This window comes from Roseovarius sp. MBR-78 (assembly GCF_040547535.1).
Lineage (GTDB): Bacteria > Pseudomonadota > Alphaproteobacteria > Rhodobacterales > Rhodobacteraceae > Roseovarius.
This window is the reverse complement of record NZ_JBEPPX010000019.1, coordinates 20103-36412: the sequence shown is the minus strand read 5'-3', so window position 1 is coordinate 36412 and position 16310 is coordinate 20103. Positions and strand designations below refer to the sequence as shown.

Annotated in this window: 15 protein-coding genes and 2 pseudogenes; 3 read left to right on the top strand and 14 right to left on the bottom strand. The window is 61.2% G+C overall.

The window, feature by feature from the left end; genetic code table 11:
- Positions 1-15: 15 nt before the first annotated feature.
- From ABIE58_RS14655 to ABIE58_RS14625, 7 genes and pseudogenes are all read right to left on the bottom strand, one after another.
- A complete protein-coding gene (locus ABIE58_RS14655; RefSeq protein ID WP_354545453.1) occupies positions 16-1191 on the bottom strand; it encodes an acetyl-CoA C-acyltransferase in 1176 nt (391 codons plus the stop codon).
- 10 nt (positions 1192-1201) lie between these two features.
- Positions 1202-3295 carry a 3-hydroxyacyl-CoA dehydrogenase NAD-binding domain-containing protein gene (locus tag ABIE58_RS14650; protein WP_354545452.1) on the bottom strand — a complete coding sequence of 698 codons (2094 nt, stop codon included), beginning with the start codon at positions 3293-3295 and terminating at the stop codon, positions 1202-1204.
- Between the two features lie 26 nt (positions 3296-3321).
- Positions 3322-4191 (bottom strand): IclR family transcriptional regulator, encoded by an 870-nt coding sequence (locus tag ABIE58_RS14645; protein ID WP_354545451.1) that lies wholly within the window; start codon positions 4189-4191, stop codon positions 3322-3324.
- Between the two features lie 7 nt (positions 4192-4198).
- Complete coding sequence (locus ABIE58_RS14640) at positions 4199-5536, bottom strand: TRAP transporter large permease (RefSeq protein WP_354545450.1); 1338 nt, start codon at positions 5534-5536, stop codon at positions 4199-4201.
- 3 nt (positions 5537-5539) lie between these two features.
- Positions 5540-6049: a TRAP transporter small permease gene (locus ABIE58_RS14635; RefSeq protein ID WP_354545449.1), complete on the bottom strand. Its 510-nt coding sequence runs from the start codon at positions 6047-6049 to the stop codon at positions 5540-5542.
- A gap of 86 nt (positions 6050-6135) precedes the next feature.
- On the bottom strand, positions 6136-7185 hold the full coding sequence (locus tag ABIE58_RS14630) for a C4-dicarboxylate TRAP transporter substrate-binding protein (RefSeq protein WP_354545448.1): 1050 nt from the start codon (positions 7183-7185) through the stop codon (positions 6136-6138).
- A gap of 217 nt (positions 7186-7402) precedes the next feature.
- A pseudogene (locus ABIE58_RS14625) lies at positions 7403-7672 on the bottom strand (diguanylate cyclase); the annotation flags it as partial.
- Between the two features lie 103 nt (positions 7673-7775).
- Here ABIE58_RS14625 and ABIE58_RS14620 point away from each other — a divergent pair.
- Positions 7776-8275 (top strand): annotated as a pseudogene (locus tag ABIE58_RS14620) (transposase); the annotation flags it as partial.
- A gap of 14 nt (positions 8276-8289) precedes the next feature.
- Here ABIE58_RS14620 and ABIE58_RS14615 read toward each other — a convergent pair.
- On the bottom strand, positions 8290-9564 hold the full coding sequence (locus tag ABIE58_RS14615; RefSeq protein ID WP_502950108.1) for an IS256 family transposase: 1275 nt from the start codon (positions 9562-9564) through the stop codon (positions 8290-8292).
- 271 nt (positions 9565-9835) lie between these two features.
- On the opposite strand from ABIE58_RS14615, the gene alaE reads away from it, so the two are divergent.
- Together alaE and ABIE58_RS14605 are read left to right on the top strand one after the other, a co-directional pair.
- Entirely contained in the window at positions 9836-10243 is a 408-nt protein-coding gene (alaE, locus tag ABIE58_RS14610; protein WP_354545447.1) for an L-alanine exporter AlaE, read from the top strand.
- Between the two features lie 95 nt (positions 10244-10338).
- A complete protein-coding gene (locus tag ABIE58_RS14605; RefSeq protein WP_502950107.1) occupies positions 10339-10482 on the top strand; it encodes a hypothetical protein in 144 nt (47 codons plus the stop codon).
- On the opposite strand, the gene ABIE58_RS14600 is transcribed toward ABIE58_RS14605, so the two are convergent.
- The 6 genes from ABIE58_RS14600 to ABIE58_RS14575 form a co-directional block, all read right to left on the bottom strand.
- Entirely contained in the window at positions 10483-10635 is a 153-nt protein-coding gene (locus ABIE58_RS14600) for a hypothetical protein (RefSeq protein ID WP_354545446.1), read from the bottom strand.
- 17 nt (positions 10636-10652) lie between these two features.
- A protein-coding gene (locus ABIE58_RS14595) for an IS3 family transposase (RefSeq protein WP_502950106.1) occupies positions 10653-11835 on the bottom strand; the annotation gives its coding sequence in 2 pieces (ribosomal slippage) (positions 10653-11570 and positions 11572-11835; 1182 coding nt in all).
- 176 nt (positions 11836-12011) lie between these two features.
- Positions 12012-13055, bottom strand: a complete 1044-nt coding sequence (locus tag ABIE58_RS14590) for a LacI family DNA-binding transcriptional regulator (protein ID WP_354545444.1) — start codon at positions 13053-13055, stop codon at positions 12012-12014.
- Positions 13056-13074: 19 nt separating this feature from the next.
- Positions 13075-14574 (bottom strand): tripartite tricarboxylate transporter permease, encoded by a 1500-nt coding sequence (locus ABIE58_RS14585; protein ID WP_354545443.1) that lies wholly within the window; start codon positions 14572-14574, stop codon positions 13075-13077.
- Positions 14575-14590: 16 nt separating this feature from the next.
- Positions 14591-15010, bottom strand: coding sequence for a tripartite tricarboxylate transporter TctB family protein (locus tag ABIE58_RS14580; RefSeq protein ID WP_354545442.1), 420 nt, complete (start codon positions 15008-15010; stop codon positions 14591-14593).
- A 73-nt stretch (positions 15011-15083) separates the two neighbouring features.
- Positions 15084-16127: a twin-arginine translocation signal domain-containing protein gene (locus ABIE58_RS14575; RefSeq protein WP_354545441.1), complete on the bottom strand. Its 1044-nt coding sequence runs from the start codon at positions 16125-16127 to the stop codon at positions 15084-15086.
- Positions 16128-16310 lie beyond the last annotated feature (183 nt).

Here is a 16310-nt window from a genome sequence, read left to right as displayed (position 1 = left end):
ATGTGATCCCTTTGTTCAGAAAATCTCGAACAGGCCGGCCGCCCCCTGCCCGCCGCCGATGCACATCGTCACGACGCCGAGCTTGGCGCCCCGGCGGTGGCCCTCGATCAGCAGGTGGCCGGTCATGCGCGCGCCGGTCATACCGAAGGGATGCCCCACCGCGATCGACCCGCCATCCACGTTCATGCGGGCGTTGTCGATGCCCAGCCGGTCGCGGCAGTAAAGCGCCTGGCTTGCGAAGGCCTCGTTGAGTTCCCACAAATCAATGTCATCGACGCGCAGCCCGTGCCGCTCCAGCAGGCGCGGCACCGCGAAGACCGGTCCGATCCCCATCTCGTCAGGCGCGCAGCCGGCAACCGCGAAGCCACGAAACCGGCCCAGCGGGCGCGCGCCCGCCCGCGCCGCCGCGTCCGCGTCCATCATCACCAGCGCTGCGGCACCATCGCTCAGTTGCGAGGCATTGCCGGCGGTGACGTGTTTGCCCTCGCCGCGCACAGGCGGGAGTTTTTCCAGCGCCTCCAAGGTGGTCGAGGGGCGGTTGCATTCGTCCTGCGTGATGCGGCGCGTCTGGTGCGTGACCTCGCCCGTTGCCTTGTCCTTGACCGCCTGCGTGACCTCCATAGGCACGATCTCGTCGTCAAAGCGGCCCGCGTGTTGCGCCGCGGCGGTGCGCTGTTGCGATTGCAGGCCCAGCGCATCCTGTTCGGCGCGCCCGATTCCATAGCGCGCGGCCACGATATCGGCGGTGTCGATCATCGGCAGGTAGAGGTCGGGCCTATGCTCCATGATCCAGGGGTTGGGCGCCTCGTCGGGCGGCGGCTGCACGCCCGAGATCGACTCGACCCCGCCGACCAGCACGGCATGCGCGCCCTCATGCGCGATCATGTGCCCGCCCATGGCGATGGCCTGCAACCCGCTGGCGCAGAAGCGGTTGACGGTGGTGCCCGCGATGCTTTCGGTCAGGCCCGCGCGGATCACCGTCTGGCGGGCGATGTTGCGCCCGGTGACACCCTGCGGATAGCCGCAGCCCCAGATCGAATCCTCGATCAGGGCGGGGTCGATGCCGGCGCGCTCGACCGCGTGTCGGGTGACATGGGCGGTCAGCTCGACGCCATGGGTGATGTTGAAAGCGCCCCGCGCGGCCTTGCCGATGGCAGTGCGCGCGACGGAGACGATGACTGGATCCGGCATGATGTTTCCCTCACTCGTTCAGGCTGGCGAAATCGCGGTTTTCGGTGACGAGGCGGCGCAGCAGCGGCGCGGGCTGCCAGAAGAACGCGTCCTCCTCGGACCAGCTTTCGATGTCGCGCAAAAGGCCGGCGAGACCCTCGGCATCGGCCCAGTGCATCGGGCCGCCGCGCCAGCGCGGAAAGCCGTAGCCGTAGAGGAATGTCACGTCGATATCGAGCGGGCGGCGCGCGATGCCGTCCTCGAGCACGCAGGCGGCCTCGTTTATCAGCGCGGCCATGTAGCGGCGCTGAATCTCGGCATCGTCAAAGCTGCGCGGGGTCACGCCCTGCTCGGTGCGGGCGGTCTCGACAAGGTCGAGCACCTCGGGGTCCTCTTCACCCTTTCGGCCATTCTCGTAGATGTAATAGCCGCGCCCGCTTTTTTGCCCGTGGCGGCCGAGGTGATGGAGCGCATCGGCCCATGTCGGCACGATATCGCGCGGATCGCGGGTGGCGGCCTTGCGCTGCCGCGTGGCGTAGCCGATATCGAGCCCGGCCATGTCGGCCATCTCGTAGGGCCCCATCGGCCAGCCGAAGGCGCGCACGGCACGGTCCACCTGATAGGGGCTGGCACCCGCGAACACCATGCGGTCGGCGGCCGCGCGATAGGCTGACAGGATCCGGTTGCCGATGAAGCCGTCGCAGACCCCGGCGCGCACCGCGACCTTACCCAGCTTGCGCGCGAGCGCAAAGCCGGTCGCGGTGACCTCGGGGGCGGTGGTGTCGGGCACCACCACCTCCAGCAGCTTCATGACATGCGCCGGGCTGAAGAAATGCAGCCCGATCACGTCAGCGGGGCGCGATGTCGTGGCGGCCAGCGCGGACACGTCGAGATAGGAGGTGTTGGTGGCGATCACTGCGCCGGGCCTCAAAACACGATCGAGTTCCGCAAAGACATGCCGTTTCACCTCCATGTCCTCGAACACAGCTTCGATGGCCAGATCGACGCCGGCAAGCGCGTCGTATTCCGTGGCTGTGCGCAGCGCGTCCGACAGCACCCGGTCACGAAGCCCGGCATCCAGCTTGCCGCGTTTCACCGCACCTTCAAGATTGCGCGCGATGGTGGCGGCGGCCTTGTCGGCGGCGGCCATGTCGCGCTCGATCAGAGTTACCCGCAGCCCGCTGAGAAGCGCCGCGGTGGCAATGCCCGATCCCATGGTTCCGCCGCCGATCACCCCCAGATGCGCCACCTCGCGCGGTGGTACGCCGTCAAGTTCCGGCAGCTTGGCGACCTTGCGCTCACTGAAAAAGGCATGGATCAGCCCGGCGCGCTGCGGGGTCTGCATCATCTCATCAAAAATGCGCCGCTCTTCGGTCAGGCCTTCGGCGATCGGCAAGTGGCTGGCGGCCTCTACTGCGTCGATGGCGGCCAGTCGCGCGACCTCGAAAGGCGCTTTCGCGCGCCAGGTCGCGCGGGCCTGCGCAACGGCATCCGCATCGGGTGCGGGACAGGGAAGCGCGTCCACCGGACGCGGCTCGGCCCCCTGGTCTACAAGGTCCCGCGCATAGGCGACGCCGGCGGCGCGGGGGTCTTCGCCCTCGGGGCCCAGACGGTCTGCGAGGCCCAGTTCCACCGCGCGCTCTGCGGTCACGCTGCCGCCCGCCGGGATCATGTCGAGGGCGGCCGCGATTCCGGTCAGGCGCGGCACGCGCTGCGTGCCGCCCGCGCCGGGGATGATGCCCAGTGTGACCTCTGGCAGGCCGAGGCGCGCGCCCGGTATCGCCAGCCGGTAGTGGCAGCCAAGCGCCAGTTCCAGCCCGCCGCCGAGGGCCGCGCCCTGGATGGCGCAGATCACGGGCCGCCGCAGGGCGGCGACCCGGTCTATAACCGCGCCCAGCTTCGGCGCGCGGGGTGGCCTGCCGAATTCCGAGATGTCGGCGCCGCCGATAAACAGCCGTCCCGCCCCGAGGATCAGGGCCGCCTGCGCATCCGGCTCGGCCTCGAAGCGGTCGAGTGCGGCCATCAGCCCGGAGCGCACGGTCTGGCCGAGCGCGTTCACCGGCGGGTTGTTGATGGTGATGACGGCGATATCCCCGTCGCGCTCATATGTTACCGGATCGCTCACGTGTGCCTCTCTTTCTCGTTCTTCGGTCAGTCTTGGGGATCGGGGGCAGCCCCCTGGCCCATGATGCGTTCCAGTTCCTGCACCGCGACGGCCAGTCCGGGCCCGACCTCCGAACGCATGCGCGCCACACTCAGATCCTGCGGCAGCGCCCCGCAGGTGAAGATCACCGGTTCGGACAGGTCTGCGGGCTGAAAGGGGCGTGCGACGGCGTGAATCGACGGGGCGAAATATTCGGCCGGATCGGTCAGCACATAGCCGGCGGTCCGCAACTGGCCCCGCGCCTCGTCGCGGATCGCCACGGCGCGTTCAAGACTAAGGGCCCCTTCGTCGGACAGGCCTGCCACGATCTCGGAAAACAGCCGCGCCTCCGTGGCTGCCAGCATCGCGTGCCCTGAGGACGAGCCGCTGAACGGTATTCGGTGGCCCACCTCGAGCCAGAGTGACGACACGCCTTGCGGCCGCCAGGACCGGACGATCAGCATCTTGCGCGCATCCCGGACAAGCATCAGCGCCAGCGTCCCGGTGTCGTCCGCCAACCGCTGCATGATCGGGCCGGCAATGTCCACAAAGCGGATCGAAGCCTGTGCCACGTTGCCCAAGGCCAGCAGCGCCGGCCCCGGACGGTATAGATCGTGGCGACGCATATGAGCCAGGTAGCCAAGGCTTTGCAGTGTGAAGGTCAGCCGCGAGACGGTGGATTTGGGCAGGCCCGTACGCTTGGCGATCTCGCCATTGCCGAGGCCGTCATCGGTGGCCCGGAAGGCGCGCAGCACCGCCAGCCCGCGCGCCAGCGTCTCGGCAAAGCGACGGTCCTTTTGCGGCGGCCGGGGCGTTGGACAAGCGTCGCCGAGAGGCGAATCGACTTGCGGTATGCTGGAGCTCTCGTGCCGGATCATGCGGGCCTCACATAGATGTTGGGATCAGCAAGGACAGGATGGGAAACGCCATGATAAGCGCAAGCACCACGATGTCTGCGCAAAGAAATCGCATGATCCCGGCAAAGATGCGATCAACCGGCACATCGCGACCCACGACGCCCGAGATGACAAACACGTTCAGGCCTACCGGCGGCGTGATCAGCCCGATTTCCAGCAGCTTGATGACCACCACACCAAACCAGATCAGATCCCAGCCCTGGCTTTCCACCAGCGGCACCATCAACGGCAGGGTCAGCACCATGATCCCGATCGGATCGAGGAACATTCCCAGCAGCAGGTAGATCGCCGCGATCGCGAGCAATAGCATCAGCACCGAAAACTGTGCATCAATGACCAGTCCCACGACATCGCTTGCCACCCCGGTCAGCGCGACAAAGGCGACGAATATCTTGGCGCTGGCGGCGATGAAGAAAATCGCGGTGGTTTGCACCACGGTCTCGCGCAGGCTTTCCCACAGACCGTTGAGCGTCAGCCTGCGTTGCGCAAATCCGATCAGCATGGCCGCGCTGACGCAGACCGCCGCGGCTTCGGTCGCCGTGAAGATGCCGCCGTAAATACCACCTACGATGATCACGAACAGCGCCGCCGCCGGCCATGCCTCGCGCGCGGCGCGCCATTTCTCGGCCCGGCTGATGGTGCCGGCAAAGGCCGGGGCCACGTCCGGGTTGCGCCTTACCCAGATGTAAATCACCGCGAGGAACCCCAGAAGCGTCAGCAGCCCCGGCAGGATCCCCGCCAGAAACAGCGCCGAGATCGAGGTTTCGGTGAAAATGCCGTAGATGATGAACAGCACCGATGGCGGAATGAGCGAGCCGAGCGTGCCGCCCGCAGCAACCGACGCGGTGGCCAGTCGCTTGTCATATCCCAGCCGCAGCATCTCGGGGCTGCAGATGCGCCCCATGGTCGAGGCACAGGCGATGGACGAGCCGCTGATCGCCGAAAATCCGCCGCAGCCCACGACCGAGGCCATCGCGACCCCGCCCGGCACCCGCACCAGCCACACACGCGCGGCATTGTAGATCTTGGTGGTGATCTCGGCCCGGTAGGCAATGTTCCCCAGGGCGACGAATAACGGGATCATCGACAGATCGTAGGAATGGATCAGATCGAAGGAATTGGAAAACACCAGGCTTATGGTCGGGTTCCAGGCGCGCTCGGGCAGAAACTCGCCGGTGCGCAGGGCAAATATGGCAAACGTTCCCAGACTGGCTACCCCAGCCAGCGCGAACGCAATGGGCACGCGCAAGGCCAGCAATCCGAGGACCGAAGCAAAGGCCGCGAGGCCGATGGTTGTGCCGTCCATCGCTCAGCCCGCCTTGTCGTAACCGGTGGGAGCGATCTGCGCGCCTCGCGCCAGTGCGCGCAGATCGCCGATCACCAACAGCGCCAACCTGAGCCAGCAGAAAGACATGCCGAGCAAAAACAGCGCCCGGCCCGGCCATTTCGGGATGTTGAGATCGCCGAAATAGTAGGAGCCGGACTCAAGCGTGCCGGTAAACTCGCGCCAGCCGGCCCAGATCATCGGTGCGAGCGCCAGCAGGCCGACTACAGAGCCGAAGATCACCAGCGCGTCGCGCGCACGCGGCGGCAACAGGTTGGCGAACACCTCGACCGCGATATGCGCGCGCCGCGCGGTGGTTGCGGCCAGCGGCAGGACGATCGCCGCAACCATCAACTCCCGCACCAGCACGATGGCATCCGGCACGCCGCTGTTGATAAAGGCACGCATCAAGACCGTCACGGTAATCAGCAGCCCCAGCATCAGCACCGCGGCCACAGACAGGTCCACCAGCAAGGATTCGATACGGCGCAGCATGTTTTACCTCGGGATCGGATCGGATTGCATCAGCCCGCATTGGGGCATGCCCTTGTGTCATGCGGGCAAGGTCACGCCCATCGGGCTCATTTGTCGCTGGCCTCCCATGGATAGCCTTTCGTGTCACGAATTTCGGCGTATTTTTTCAGATAGGCTTTGTAGGTCTCAAGGATCTGCGCGCCGTCAAGGCCCATCTCGCTGACCTGTTCGGTCCATTCGTCGATATAAGCCGTGCCGGCCGTCACCAGCTTCGCCCGCTCTTCGTCGGGCAATTCGATGATCTCCACGCCCGCCGCGCGCATGGTCTCGATCGCGGCCGCGTTGTCCTTCGTGATCAGACGGCCAAGCTCGTCTGACATGCGCCGCCCGGCCTCCTGCAGGATCTCCTGCTTTTTCGGGTCAAGCCGGTCATAGGCGGGCTTGTTCATGAACACGCCAAGTGCGCCAGTCTGCCCCCAATCGAGCAGCGTGTAGCTGTCGATCACCTCGTGTTGCTTCAGCGCGACAGTGGCGTAGGAGTAAGTCTGCGAACAATCGATCAGCCCGGTATCAAGGCCCTGATAGGCATCATAAATCGACATCGGCACGAGGTTCGCACCGAAATCCGCGAAGGTGTCGCCATAGGCGCCCACGCCACGCACCTTCAACCCTTTGATATCCTCGACTGACCTGATGGCCGCGTCCTTGCAGGCGATATGCACCGCCGAGGTTGTGAAGGTGCCCAGGTAGACCAGGTCCTTTGCCGCCATCGCCTGCCGGATGCCCTCATGCGTGCGCATGATCTCGTCAGTGGCCTTCATGCCGACCCAGGCATCCGCGTTTTCCACCGGCATATCGGCGATCCGGTATGGTGCCATTTCATGGGGAAAGTAGACGGCGATGATCGTGCCCATATCCGCGACACCGTTGGCGATGCCCGACAGGGCAGCACTCGCCTTGAAAAGCGCGCCGCCCCATTGAATGTCGAGGTTCATCTCGCCATCCGACAATTCATCCACCTGTTGGGCGAAATAGCTGAGCGACTCGCCGCGCGCACCTCGGTTGGGACCAGCCTCGGCAACAAAGAAGCTTTGCGCCTCGGCCGTTGCGGCACCAAATATGACCAAGCCCGCAAGCGCGGTTTTCAGAAACATCATGACGTCCTCCCATTTCCATCATGCGGAATTATATTCTGCTTAGTGAAACTCAAAATCTGCCTTGGGTCAAGCCCGGATCACGAGGATGTATTTGTTCCACCCCGGATGATCACATCTCCCCCTGGCAATCGGCACGGTTTGCGTATCCGCGACCACCTCTGGGGTCACGGCCCCCTACCACTCGGCGAAACGTGATTTCCGCATCGTCTGTTCTCCTCTTCGCCTTGACCGTTACGAGAACAAACTCTCCTTTTGAATTGTCAGGTTTTTGGGGGCAGGTCAGATCGACAAAACGCGGAAGATCGGCCTCCAGCGGCGTGACGTCGCGGCCAAGCTCGTTGCCGAAGGCGCGATAGGATTTTTCCTGCCGCAGCCAGTTTTGCGCACGCGCACCGACCAGTTTCATGCCGTGCGGTTCACCCGCCTTTTCCAGAAGGTCGAACAGGTAGTTCTGCATCTCAATCGGGTGATGCAGTTCGCAGCCCAATCCGGTCTTGTCGCGAAGGTGGTGGAAATTTGAAGGTGACGCAATCTCCGGGTGAACGAAACCCACCCAACCGGCGGCTGGCACCGCCAGAGGAGATCACGCCATGACCCGGATTACAGATACCAGCGCGCTTTCGCACCTTGCTTGCGATGACGGTTTTGACCCGATCAAGGATCGGCTGCGCGCCAACATCCGCGGCACCATCGAGGCGGTTTTCAACGAGGAACTGGACAGCTTTCTTGGCCGTCTGCGCTATGGCCGAGGGGCCGGAGCGGTGAAGGGCTATCGTCACGGTCACCGGGATCGCCAGATCACGGGGACATTCGGCACCGAGACGATCAGCGTGCCGCGCGCCCGGGTGGAAGACGAGGCTGGCCGCGTCCGCGAATGGCGCTCAAAAGCGTTGCCGCGCTATCAGCGGCTGACCAAGACGGCCGAAGCGCTTTTCGCGCTGTTCAAGAGGGCGGTGAGCAAGGATGTGGTCAGCCGCGCCTGGCGCAAGGTCAAGACGGATTGGGACGCGCAGGTCGCGCCCGCAGCCTCGCCGATGAGGATATCATCCGCCTGATCCTCGACGGCACCGTGATGGAGCTATGTTTGAATTTGGGTGACGCGCATCATGAGGCGGCGCGGTTTTCGGTGTCTTTGGTTACTTCGACAGCGTCGTTGAATTTGAGTCCTTCGATGACTTTTGGCAACTGATTTCTGCCCTTGAGGCGCAGCCACTTTTTCGATGCTGCCTGAATGAGGGTGAAGACCATCAGTTTGGCGGTCTTTTGTGACAGCGCCCCTTTGGTGCGGACCGTTCGGTGCCGAACAGTTGCGAACACGCTTTCAATCGGATTCGATGTGCGCAGGTGACCCCAATGCTCAGCTGGGAAATCGAAGAATGCCAGCAGCGCCCCTTTGTCCTTGGTCAGGCAGGTAACAGCTTTTGAGTATTTGACGCCATACTTTTCGCAGAAAAGGGCCAACGCAGCATCGGCTCGAGCGCGCGTTCCGGCGTGCTGAATGTCGTTCAGATCTGACTTGATCGCCGGGGCCATCTGCTTGGCAAAACAGTTCTGGACGTTCTTTACCTTATGCACCCAACACCGCTGGTGCTTTGTGCTGGGAAACGCCTTGTCCAGGGCATTCCAGAACCCCATGGCCCCGTCACCAACCGCAATTTCAAGTGGAACGGATAGCCCGCGGCCTTTGATGTCGGCCAGCAACTCATGCCAGCTTTGCGCGCTCTCCCGCAGGCCGACCTGAAAGCCGATCAGCTCTTTTTTGCCCTCCGGGGTCGCGCCGATGATCACAAGCATACATTTGGCGTTTTCCTCCATCCGCGCCTGAAGATAGACGCCATCCGCCCAGATGTAGACGTAGTGGCGGGCGGATAGATCCCGCCGTGCCCAAGCATCATATTGAACCTGCCATCCAGCCGTCAGTCGCAATATGACGCTTGGCGACAGGTTCGGCGCGTCGGGGCCCATAACGGCCGACAGCGCCTCTTGGAAATCACCTGTCGAAATGCCCTTCAGATACAGCACTGGCAGCAGCGCATCCAAGCTGACCGAGCGGCGTGCCCACTTGGGCAGTATGCTCGACGTAAAACGGATTTTCTTTGATGGGTCGAGCGCGTTCATCCGATCGCGCACGTTGGGCCGCTGAACATCCAGTGCACCAATGCCGGTCTGGATCTTCCGTTCAGGGCCAAATCCGTGCCGCACAATCCGCTGGCGGCCATCCTCCAGCTGCTCATCCGCAAAACTGGCGACAAAGGCATCAGCCTCGGCCTTCAACGCCTCCGCCAGCATTCGCCGCGCACCTTCCCGTGCAAGCTCTGTCAAAGGGTCCGCTACCGATTCCGATTGGCGAAAGGGGAGGATCGTTGTATCGTCTATCATGGCGTATCGCTCCTTGTGAGGTCCTGGCTGGCTTTGACACCCGCCACGATACGCCGCACTTCAAATCACGCCATCACCCAACTTCCCGCATAGCTCAACTCGACGGCCAGAACCGCCTGCCCGAGATCATCCAAGGGGTTGAGTTCCGCGACGGGAGCCGCCAACTTCAAACCGCCGCCCGATAAAGCATCACCAACTTTTGCCCATATCTCTGCCTTTTATCGCATCTTTCCATCTCGACATAGGTCGCGATCTCAAATACCGCCGTATCATGAGGAGCTATTTCGTTGATACCGCCGCAACTGTCACTTTCTTTACGGTTGTCGCCGCTCTGAGCGAGTTCTTGATTGCGGGCATGGATCCCAGACAGGTTCTGATTGCCAGACTAATTATGATACCGATTATGATGGTTACGGCGCGGCCCTATGGCCTATGGCGGGACTGGTTTTTTTCAAAGACTCGGCCAAAACGGTGGATAGCTACCGTCGCCTGTGACATCATTGCTTTCATAATATTCCAAGTGCCCGTCTATGTGGCGACGCTTGCCTTGGCGGGCGCGACAGCTTCAGAAATTGTAGCGGCAGTGAGTGCCTCTATCGTGTTTATGATCCTGCTAAGCAGACCATTTGGCATATACCTTGATGCCGTGCGAAATTGGGCCAGGACCTCTGTCAGGTAGGGCTCTTTGCCGCCTTGCGCCGGTGCAGCGTGCTACTTTCCTGACCGGCACGGTGCTGGTGTCGTAGTGGCGTGGGTCGGATTGGAGGATCTGCCATGACTTCTATCAACCTTCCCGCCATCCGGGCGTGCCGCTCGGCTTGGAACAAGGGCCGCCTCGTGGGGCAAAAGCGCCCCCTGCTGCCAAAGCATGTCTGGGCGATCCGGGTGGAGATATGGGCAAAAGTTGGTGATACTTGATCAGGCGGCGGTTTCAAGTTGGCGGCTCCCGTCGCGGAACTCAACCCCTTGGATGATCTCGGGCAGGCGGTTCTGGCCGTCGAGTTTGCGCCATTCCTTCTGCGCCGACAGAAATGGTTCGGTTGATATGAACAGGTTCCGGACGTTTTCCAAGTGGATTTCCGCCTCTGTTACGCCGCTACCGCCTCGGGTATTGGCTGATTGAAGTCGGCCTGATCGGGGGTATTCCCGTCAAGCGATGAATGCGGGCGACGGCTGTTGTAGAAGCCCAGATATCGGCCAATCCCGGCGCGGGCTTCCGAGACGCTGGTATAGGCCCGCAGATAGACTTTCTCGTATTTGATGGTTCGCCAGAGGCGCTCGACGAAGACGTTGTCGCGCCATGCGCCTTTGCCATCCATGCTGATCTTGATCTCGCGAGCGGCCATCACTTTGATGAACTCGGTCGAGGTGAACTGGCCTCCCTGATCCGTGTTGAAGATCTCGGGCGAGCCATGACGTGCCAGCGCCTCCTCCACCGCTTCGATGCAGACGTCGGCCTCCAGCGTGATCGATACCCGCCATGCGAGGACGCGGCGTGTGAACCAGTCCAGCACGGCGGCCGGATAGATGAACCCGCGCGCCATCGGGAGTGGGGAGGATAAGAAAACAGTGTGGGGCACTGTTTTCCCGACGAACGTGATGTCCATCGCCCAGACCTGATTGGGCCGGGTGATCGGCAGCTTGCGCAGCAGATACGGGTAGATCTTGTGCCCTGGCGCTGGCTTCGAGGTATTCGGCTTGCGATAAAGCGCCTCTATCCCCATGCGTTTCATCAGCGTTGCGACATGCAAACGACCCACCTTGAAGCTTTCCTGGACCAGCAGCCCCTGCAGCATCCGGCTGCCCGCAAACGGGAAGTCCATGTGCAGCGTGTCGATCCGGTGCATCAGCTTCAGATCGGCATCCGACGCCGGACGGGGCTTGTAGTAGACGCTGCCCCGGCTGATCCCCAACACGCGGGCCTGTCGGCTGACGCTCAGCTTGGCGGTGGGATTGATCATCTTTTTGCGCTCGCCAACAGACCCGCCTCGGCCCAAGCGCGCCGGACAAAAAATCATTCTCCAGCGTCAGATCTCCGATCTTCGCATGCAGGGTCTTCACGTCGATCACCGGTTCCGGCTTTGACTTCGTAGCTTCGCCTAACACCCCCGTCGCACCCTCAAGCAACTGGTCACGCCATTGCTTGATCTCGTTCGGATGAACGTCGAAACCCTGAGCGAACTCGATCAAGGTCTTCTCGCCCTTGATCGCGGCTACCGCCACTTTCGCCTTGAATGCCGGGCTATGATTCCGGCGCGGTCGTCTTGCCATGGTCTTCTCCTCACTTGCAGCATCATGCCGCTGTTGCGCGGAAAATCCACCTATCCCGGCTGTTCAGATTCCCGGAACCACCTCTTGCCAGCGCGGATATCATTTTTTCGAAGCGTGGTCGATCTTGCAGCATGCCATTCTGCGTTGTCCCGCTGGGGCCTCAGGCAGGTGCAAGATCAGGCGGATTGCCGGCGCACGATCTTGAAGCCGACATCCACGGCATGGCTTTGCATGTCCCTTTGCCCAAACCGCAAGAGCAATTCTTGCGCAGCCCTTTTGCCCATCTCTGCCCGGTCCACCTGAACAGAGGTTAACGGCGGCACAAGGTCTTTGGCAAAATCCTGGTCCCCGAAGCCGATGACTGCCAGATCTTGGGGAACAGTCAAACCACGAACCTGTGCTTCCAGTTGAACGCCCTGCGCCAGCAGGTCAGAGCTACAAAAAACAAGGTCTGGCTTGCTGCTTGGCTGATCCAACAAGTCCCGCAAACCGGCGCGCCCCCCGGCAATGCTTGCCTGTTCTTGCAACGTGATCACCGGCACATTCACCTTGAGCCTGCTTTCAACAGCCGCCGCAAAAACTGTGTGACGGCGCAGCGCACGCTCGTCGCTGGCGGTCACGCAGGCTGGCGCTTTATATCCTGCATCGATGCAGAACTCTGCCACGGCGCGCCCCGCATCCTGATGAGAGAACCCAACACAGATGTCTATCGGACTGGGCGTGAGATCCCAGATTTCCAGCACTGGCACACCGGCTGCCAACAGCATGCGGCGCGCCTGGGACGTGTGGTTGATACCGGTCAGCAAGATCGCATCGGGGCGGCGCGACAAATGGCGCGCGATCATGGCTTCTTCATCTTGCGGGGCAAAGCCGCATTCGGACAAAAGCACCTCATAGCCGCTATCACGCATCGCGCTTGCGAATTCCTTGATGACGGACGTGTAGATGATATTCGTCATCGACGGCACGATGGCCGACACCAGCATGCTTTTCTGAGACGCCAGCGACCCCGCCAGCGCATTTGGCACAAAGCCGGTCGCCTCTATCGCACGGTGGATACGGGCAAGCGTTTCAGCGGACACTTTCGACGGGTCTGACAGCGCACGCGACACCGTGACCTGAGTGACCCCCGCGATGCGGCCAACCTCTGCCATGGTCACACCACGTGACGCGCGTTGGGGACGGCCGCTGTTTGGTCGTTGTTGGGCGGATTTGTTCATGCCCCCACTGTCCGCCAAATCACCTTGAAACTGCAAGTGGGTCTTTGCGTTTGCGCGACATCATCACCGATACCGCGACAGACCCCGCGATCAGGACCCACAAGACCGCAGCAATCCAGCTTTTCGTGAAAAAGATCGAGACATCTCCAAAGGACTCAAGGCTTTTGACAAAGTAAAGCTCTGCCGAAGGGCCAAGGATGAAGCCGATGATGAAGGGGGCTATTTCAAGTCTCAACTTGGTCGCCAGCCAGCCAAATATCCCGAAGATCAGCAGTGTCCAGACATCAAACATGATCCCGTAGTTGATGGTGTAGGCCCCGATGACACACATCATCAGGATGACCGGGTATAGCAGGTGTTTAGGGATCGTCACCGCAAGGGCGAACCAGCGGATTGCAAAGAACATGACAATGAACATGGCCACATTCGCAAGCAGCATAGCAATAATCATCGCGTTCCATGTGTCACCATTCTGCGCAATGAAAAGCGGCCCGACCTGAATGCCCTGCAGCGCGAACGCCCCGATCAGAAGCGCGGTCGTGGAATCGCCGGGTATACCCAGCGACAAAAGCGGCACCAGCGCGCCCCCGGTCAGCCCGTTATTGCCGGCCTCGGACGCGATGACACCGGTCGGATTCCCCTTGCCAAAGCTGTCGGGGTCCCCCGAGGTGGTCTTGGCGGCGGTATAGGACAGAATGGATGCGGCAGAGCCGCCGACACCCGGCAAAATACCTACAAAGGTGCCAATCGACCCGGAGCGCAACAAATTCACACCTTGTCCTTTGAAGATCGACCAATCGAACCGGCTTTTGGACTTTTTCAGATCTTCCATCGACTGGCCGCGCGGCACGCCGATTGCAGCTTCTTCAAGAACAGCGGCCAGCCCGAACAGACCAATCAGCACCGGTAACAACGAAAAACCGCTATAGAACAGGCTTTGAAAATCTTCTGGCACCAGCCGGATTTGACCGTTGCCGCCCTTATCGACGCTGTAAACGCCGATCAGGCTGATGAATATCCCCAGAAACCCTGAAAAAATGCCCAGCAGCATATCGCGCGACAAGGCCCCCATCACGGTCAAGGCGAACAGGATGACAAGGAATTTTTCGACATAGGAAAACTGAATCGCGAAAGCGGCAAGGAATGGTGTCAGAAAATAAAGCGCGGTCAGCGACACCAGCCCGCCCACCAAAGAGGAGACAATCCCGATCCGTAACGCCTTTTCCCCCTCACCGCGCCGCGCCATGGGATAGCCGTCTAGCGTTGTGGTGATGGAGGATGGCGTGCCCGGAATACCCAGCAGGACCGCAGGCACCAACCCGCCGGAAATGCCCCCCACATAAAGCCCCAGCAATAGCGCAAGACTGTTTTCCAGCCCCAGCGGGAAGGTCAACGGCAGGCAGACAGCCACGGCCATTGTCGCCGTCAGGCCGGGAATGGCGCCGAATATTATGCCAAGAATGGTGCCCGCGACGACAAGCGTGACAAACAAGGGGGTGATCAGAGCAAGAATTTCCATTTCGGGCACCAGCTATCTAGGGAAGTGTCAGGAAAAAAACCTGCCCGAACAGCCACCAAACAAATGTCGGGGCGGCGATCGAGACGGCCATCAGGATAAGCAACGATGATCTGCGGCGCTCATGCATGAACAGCAGACCCGAAAGCGCAAGGAAAGGGATGGAACAGCTTAGAAATCCGATCCCGGTGTTTGGCCAGATATCTCCGACCGGCACCATGGCCGAAAAATACACCACGGTCAGCGCAAGGGCGCCCAAAAACCGGACCTTGTCCAAGTCGAGCAGGATGCGCCCCCAATATGGGCCCGCACCGACAAGGGATTGCCAGCGCGTCACTGCGATTGTCAGACCCAGCAAGGCAAGTATCCCCCCGACCACAGTCGGGAAGATCAGATGCGACGTCTGAAAATCTATCGTAACCTGAGTAAAGCCGTCCATGCCATCCTCCCCAAGGGCATTTGTGACAAGAACACAGCCGACAAATCCTGTGTCGGCTGTGTTGATTGAACGATTAACCTTTCAGTTGCTCGATCATCTTGGCAACAGTAGCGCGCTTGTTCATCAGGTGGTCGGCTGCTGCACCCTGCTCCAGATAGTTCGGAATGAAGAACCGGCTGGTCTGGGTTTGCTGGATGTTGCCCGCAGCATAGATCGCGGCCAAAGCGGCGTCGATCTCGTTGGCAAGGCCCTGATCCATTTCCTTGTTGTAAAGCAGGAAGAATTCCTTGTCGAATTCCCAATCCTGCGCGCCGTCCAACGTCACGCTTGTTTTCGGGCTTGCAAATTGCATCAGCGCGTCGCGATTGGTGGTGCCATAGCCGGCCTCTGGCGCCTGAGCCAATGTTTCATCGCGTGCGGTAATCCACACGAATTCCATTGCGGTGCGGTCATCAGCGGGCAGTTGGGTGAACTGCTCGTTGGCTTGCACCGATCCGTTGATGACATCGGACAGACCATCCCACATGGATTGGTTCTTGTCAGCCTGCGACCCGGTGTTGACGGCGACGAGATTCGCCTCAGACCCCGGATTCATCACACGCGCTGCGTTTTTCATCGCCGTGAAACCGATCTCGGATACACCACCGGGCTGGATGGCCACGCGCACACGCTCGCCAGCGGCGGCGGCATCAAAGATCGCTTTCATCGAGTTGAGCGCCGACCCTTTTTTCGACAGGAACGCGTTGCCCGGATTGATGGCAACTGTCGATCCGATGTTGAAATTCGCGAACGGGTCGTCAATGCCGGGCACACCATAAAGGTGCGACAGGTAAATCTGGTCATGGTGCAGCATGATCGTGGTGCCACGGCTGTCGCGGTTCGTGGCAATCAGGGCCTCGTTGGTGCCGACAGGATCCACGCGAATATTGATGCCAAGCTGCTCAGCCAAGGCATCGGCGACGATGGATGAGTTCTGATAGGTATCCCCCCCGGTAGAGGTGGAGCCGATCACCATGCGAACATTGCGCGGCAATTGCGCGCGCGCGATGGCTGGCATGGCAAGTGCAGCGGCCCCGGCGGCAGTGGTTGCAAGAAAATTCCTACGAGACAGTGTCATGATATTCCTCCCAGAAGGGCCGCGACTGCGACCGGTCATTTACGCTTTGCGTCGATCCCTTGACCCCAAACGCGCGATTCGAGTTGCGATATGTTTACGCATACATGCTCTGATCACAAATGCCTAACGCCTGTCAACAAAAATTCTATAATGCCCAATTTTTGGATATAAGTCAGAGATTTT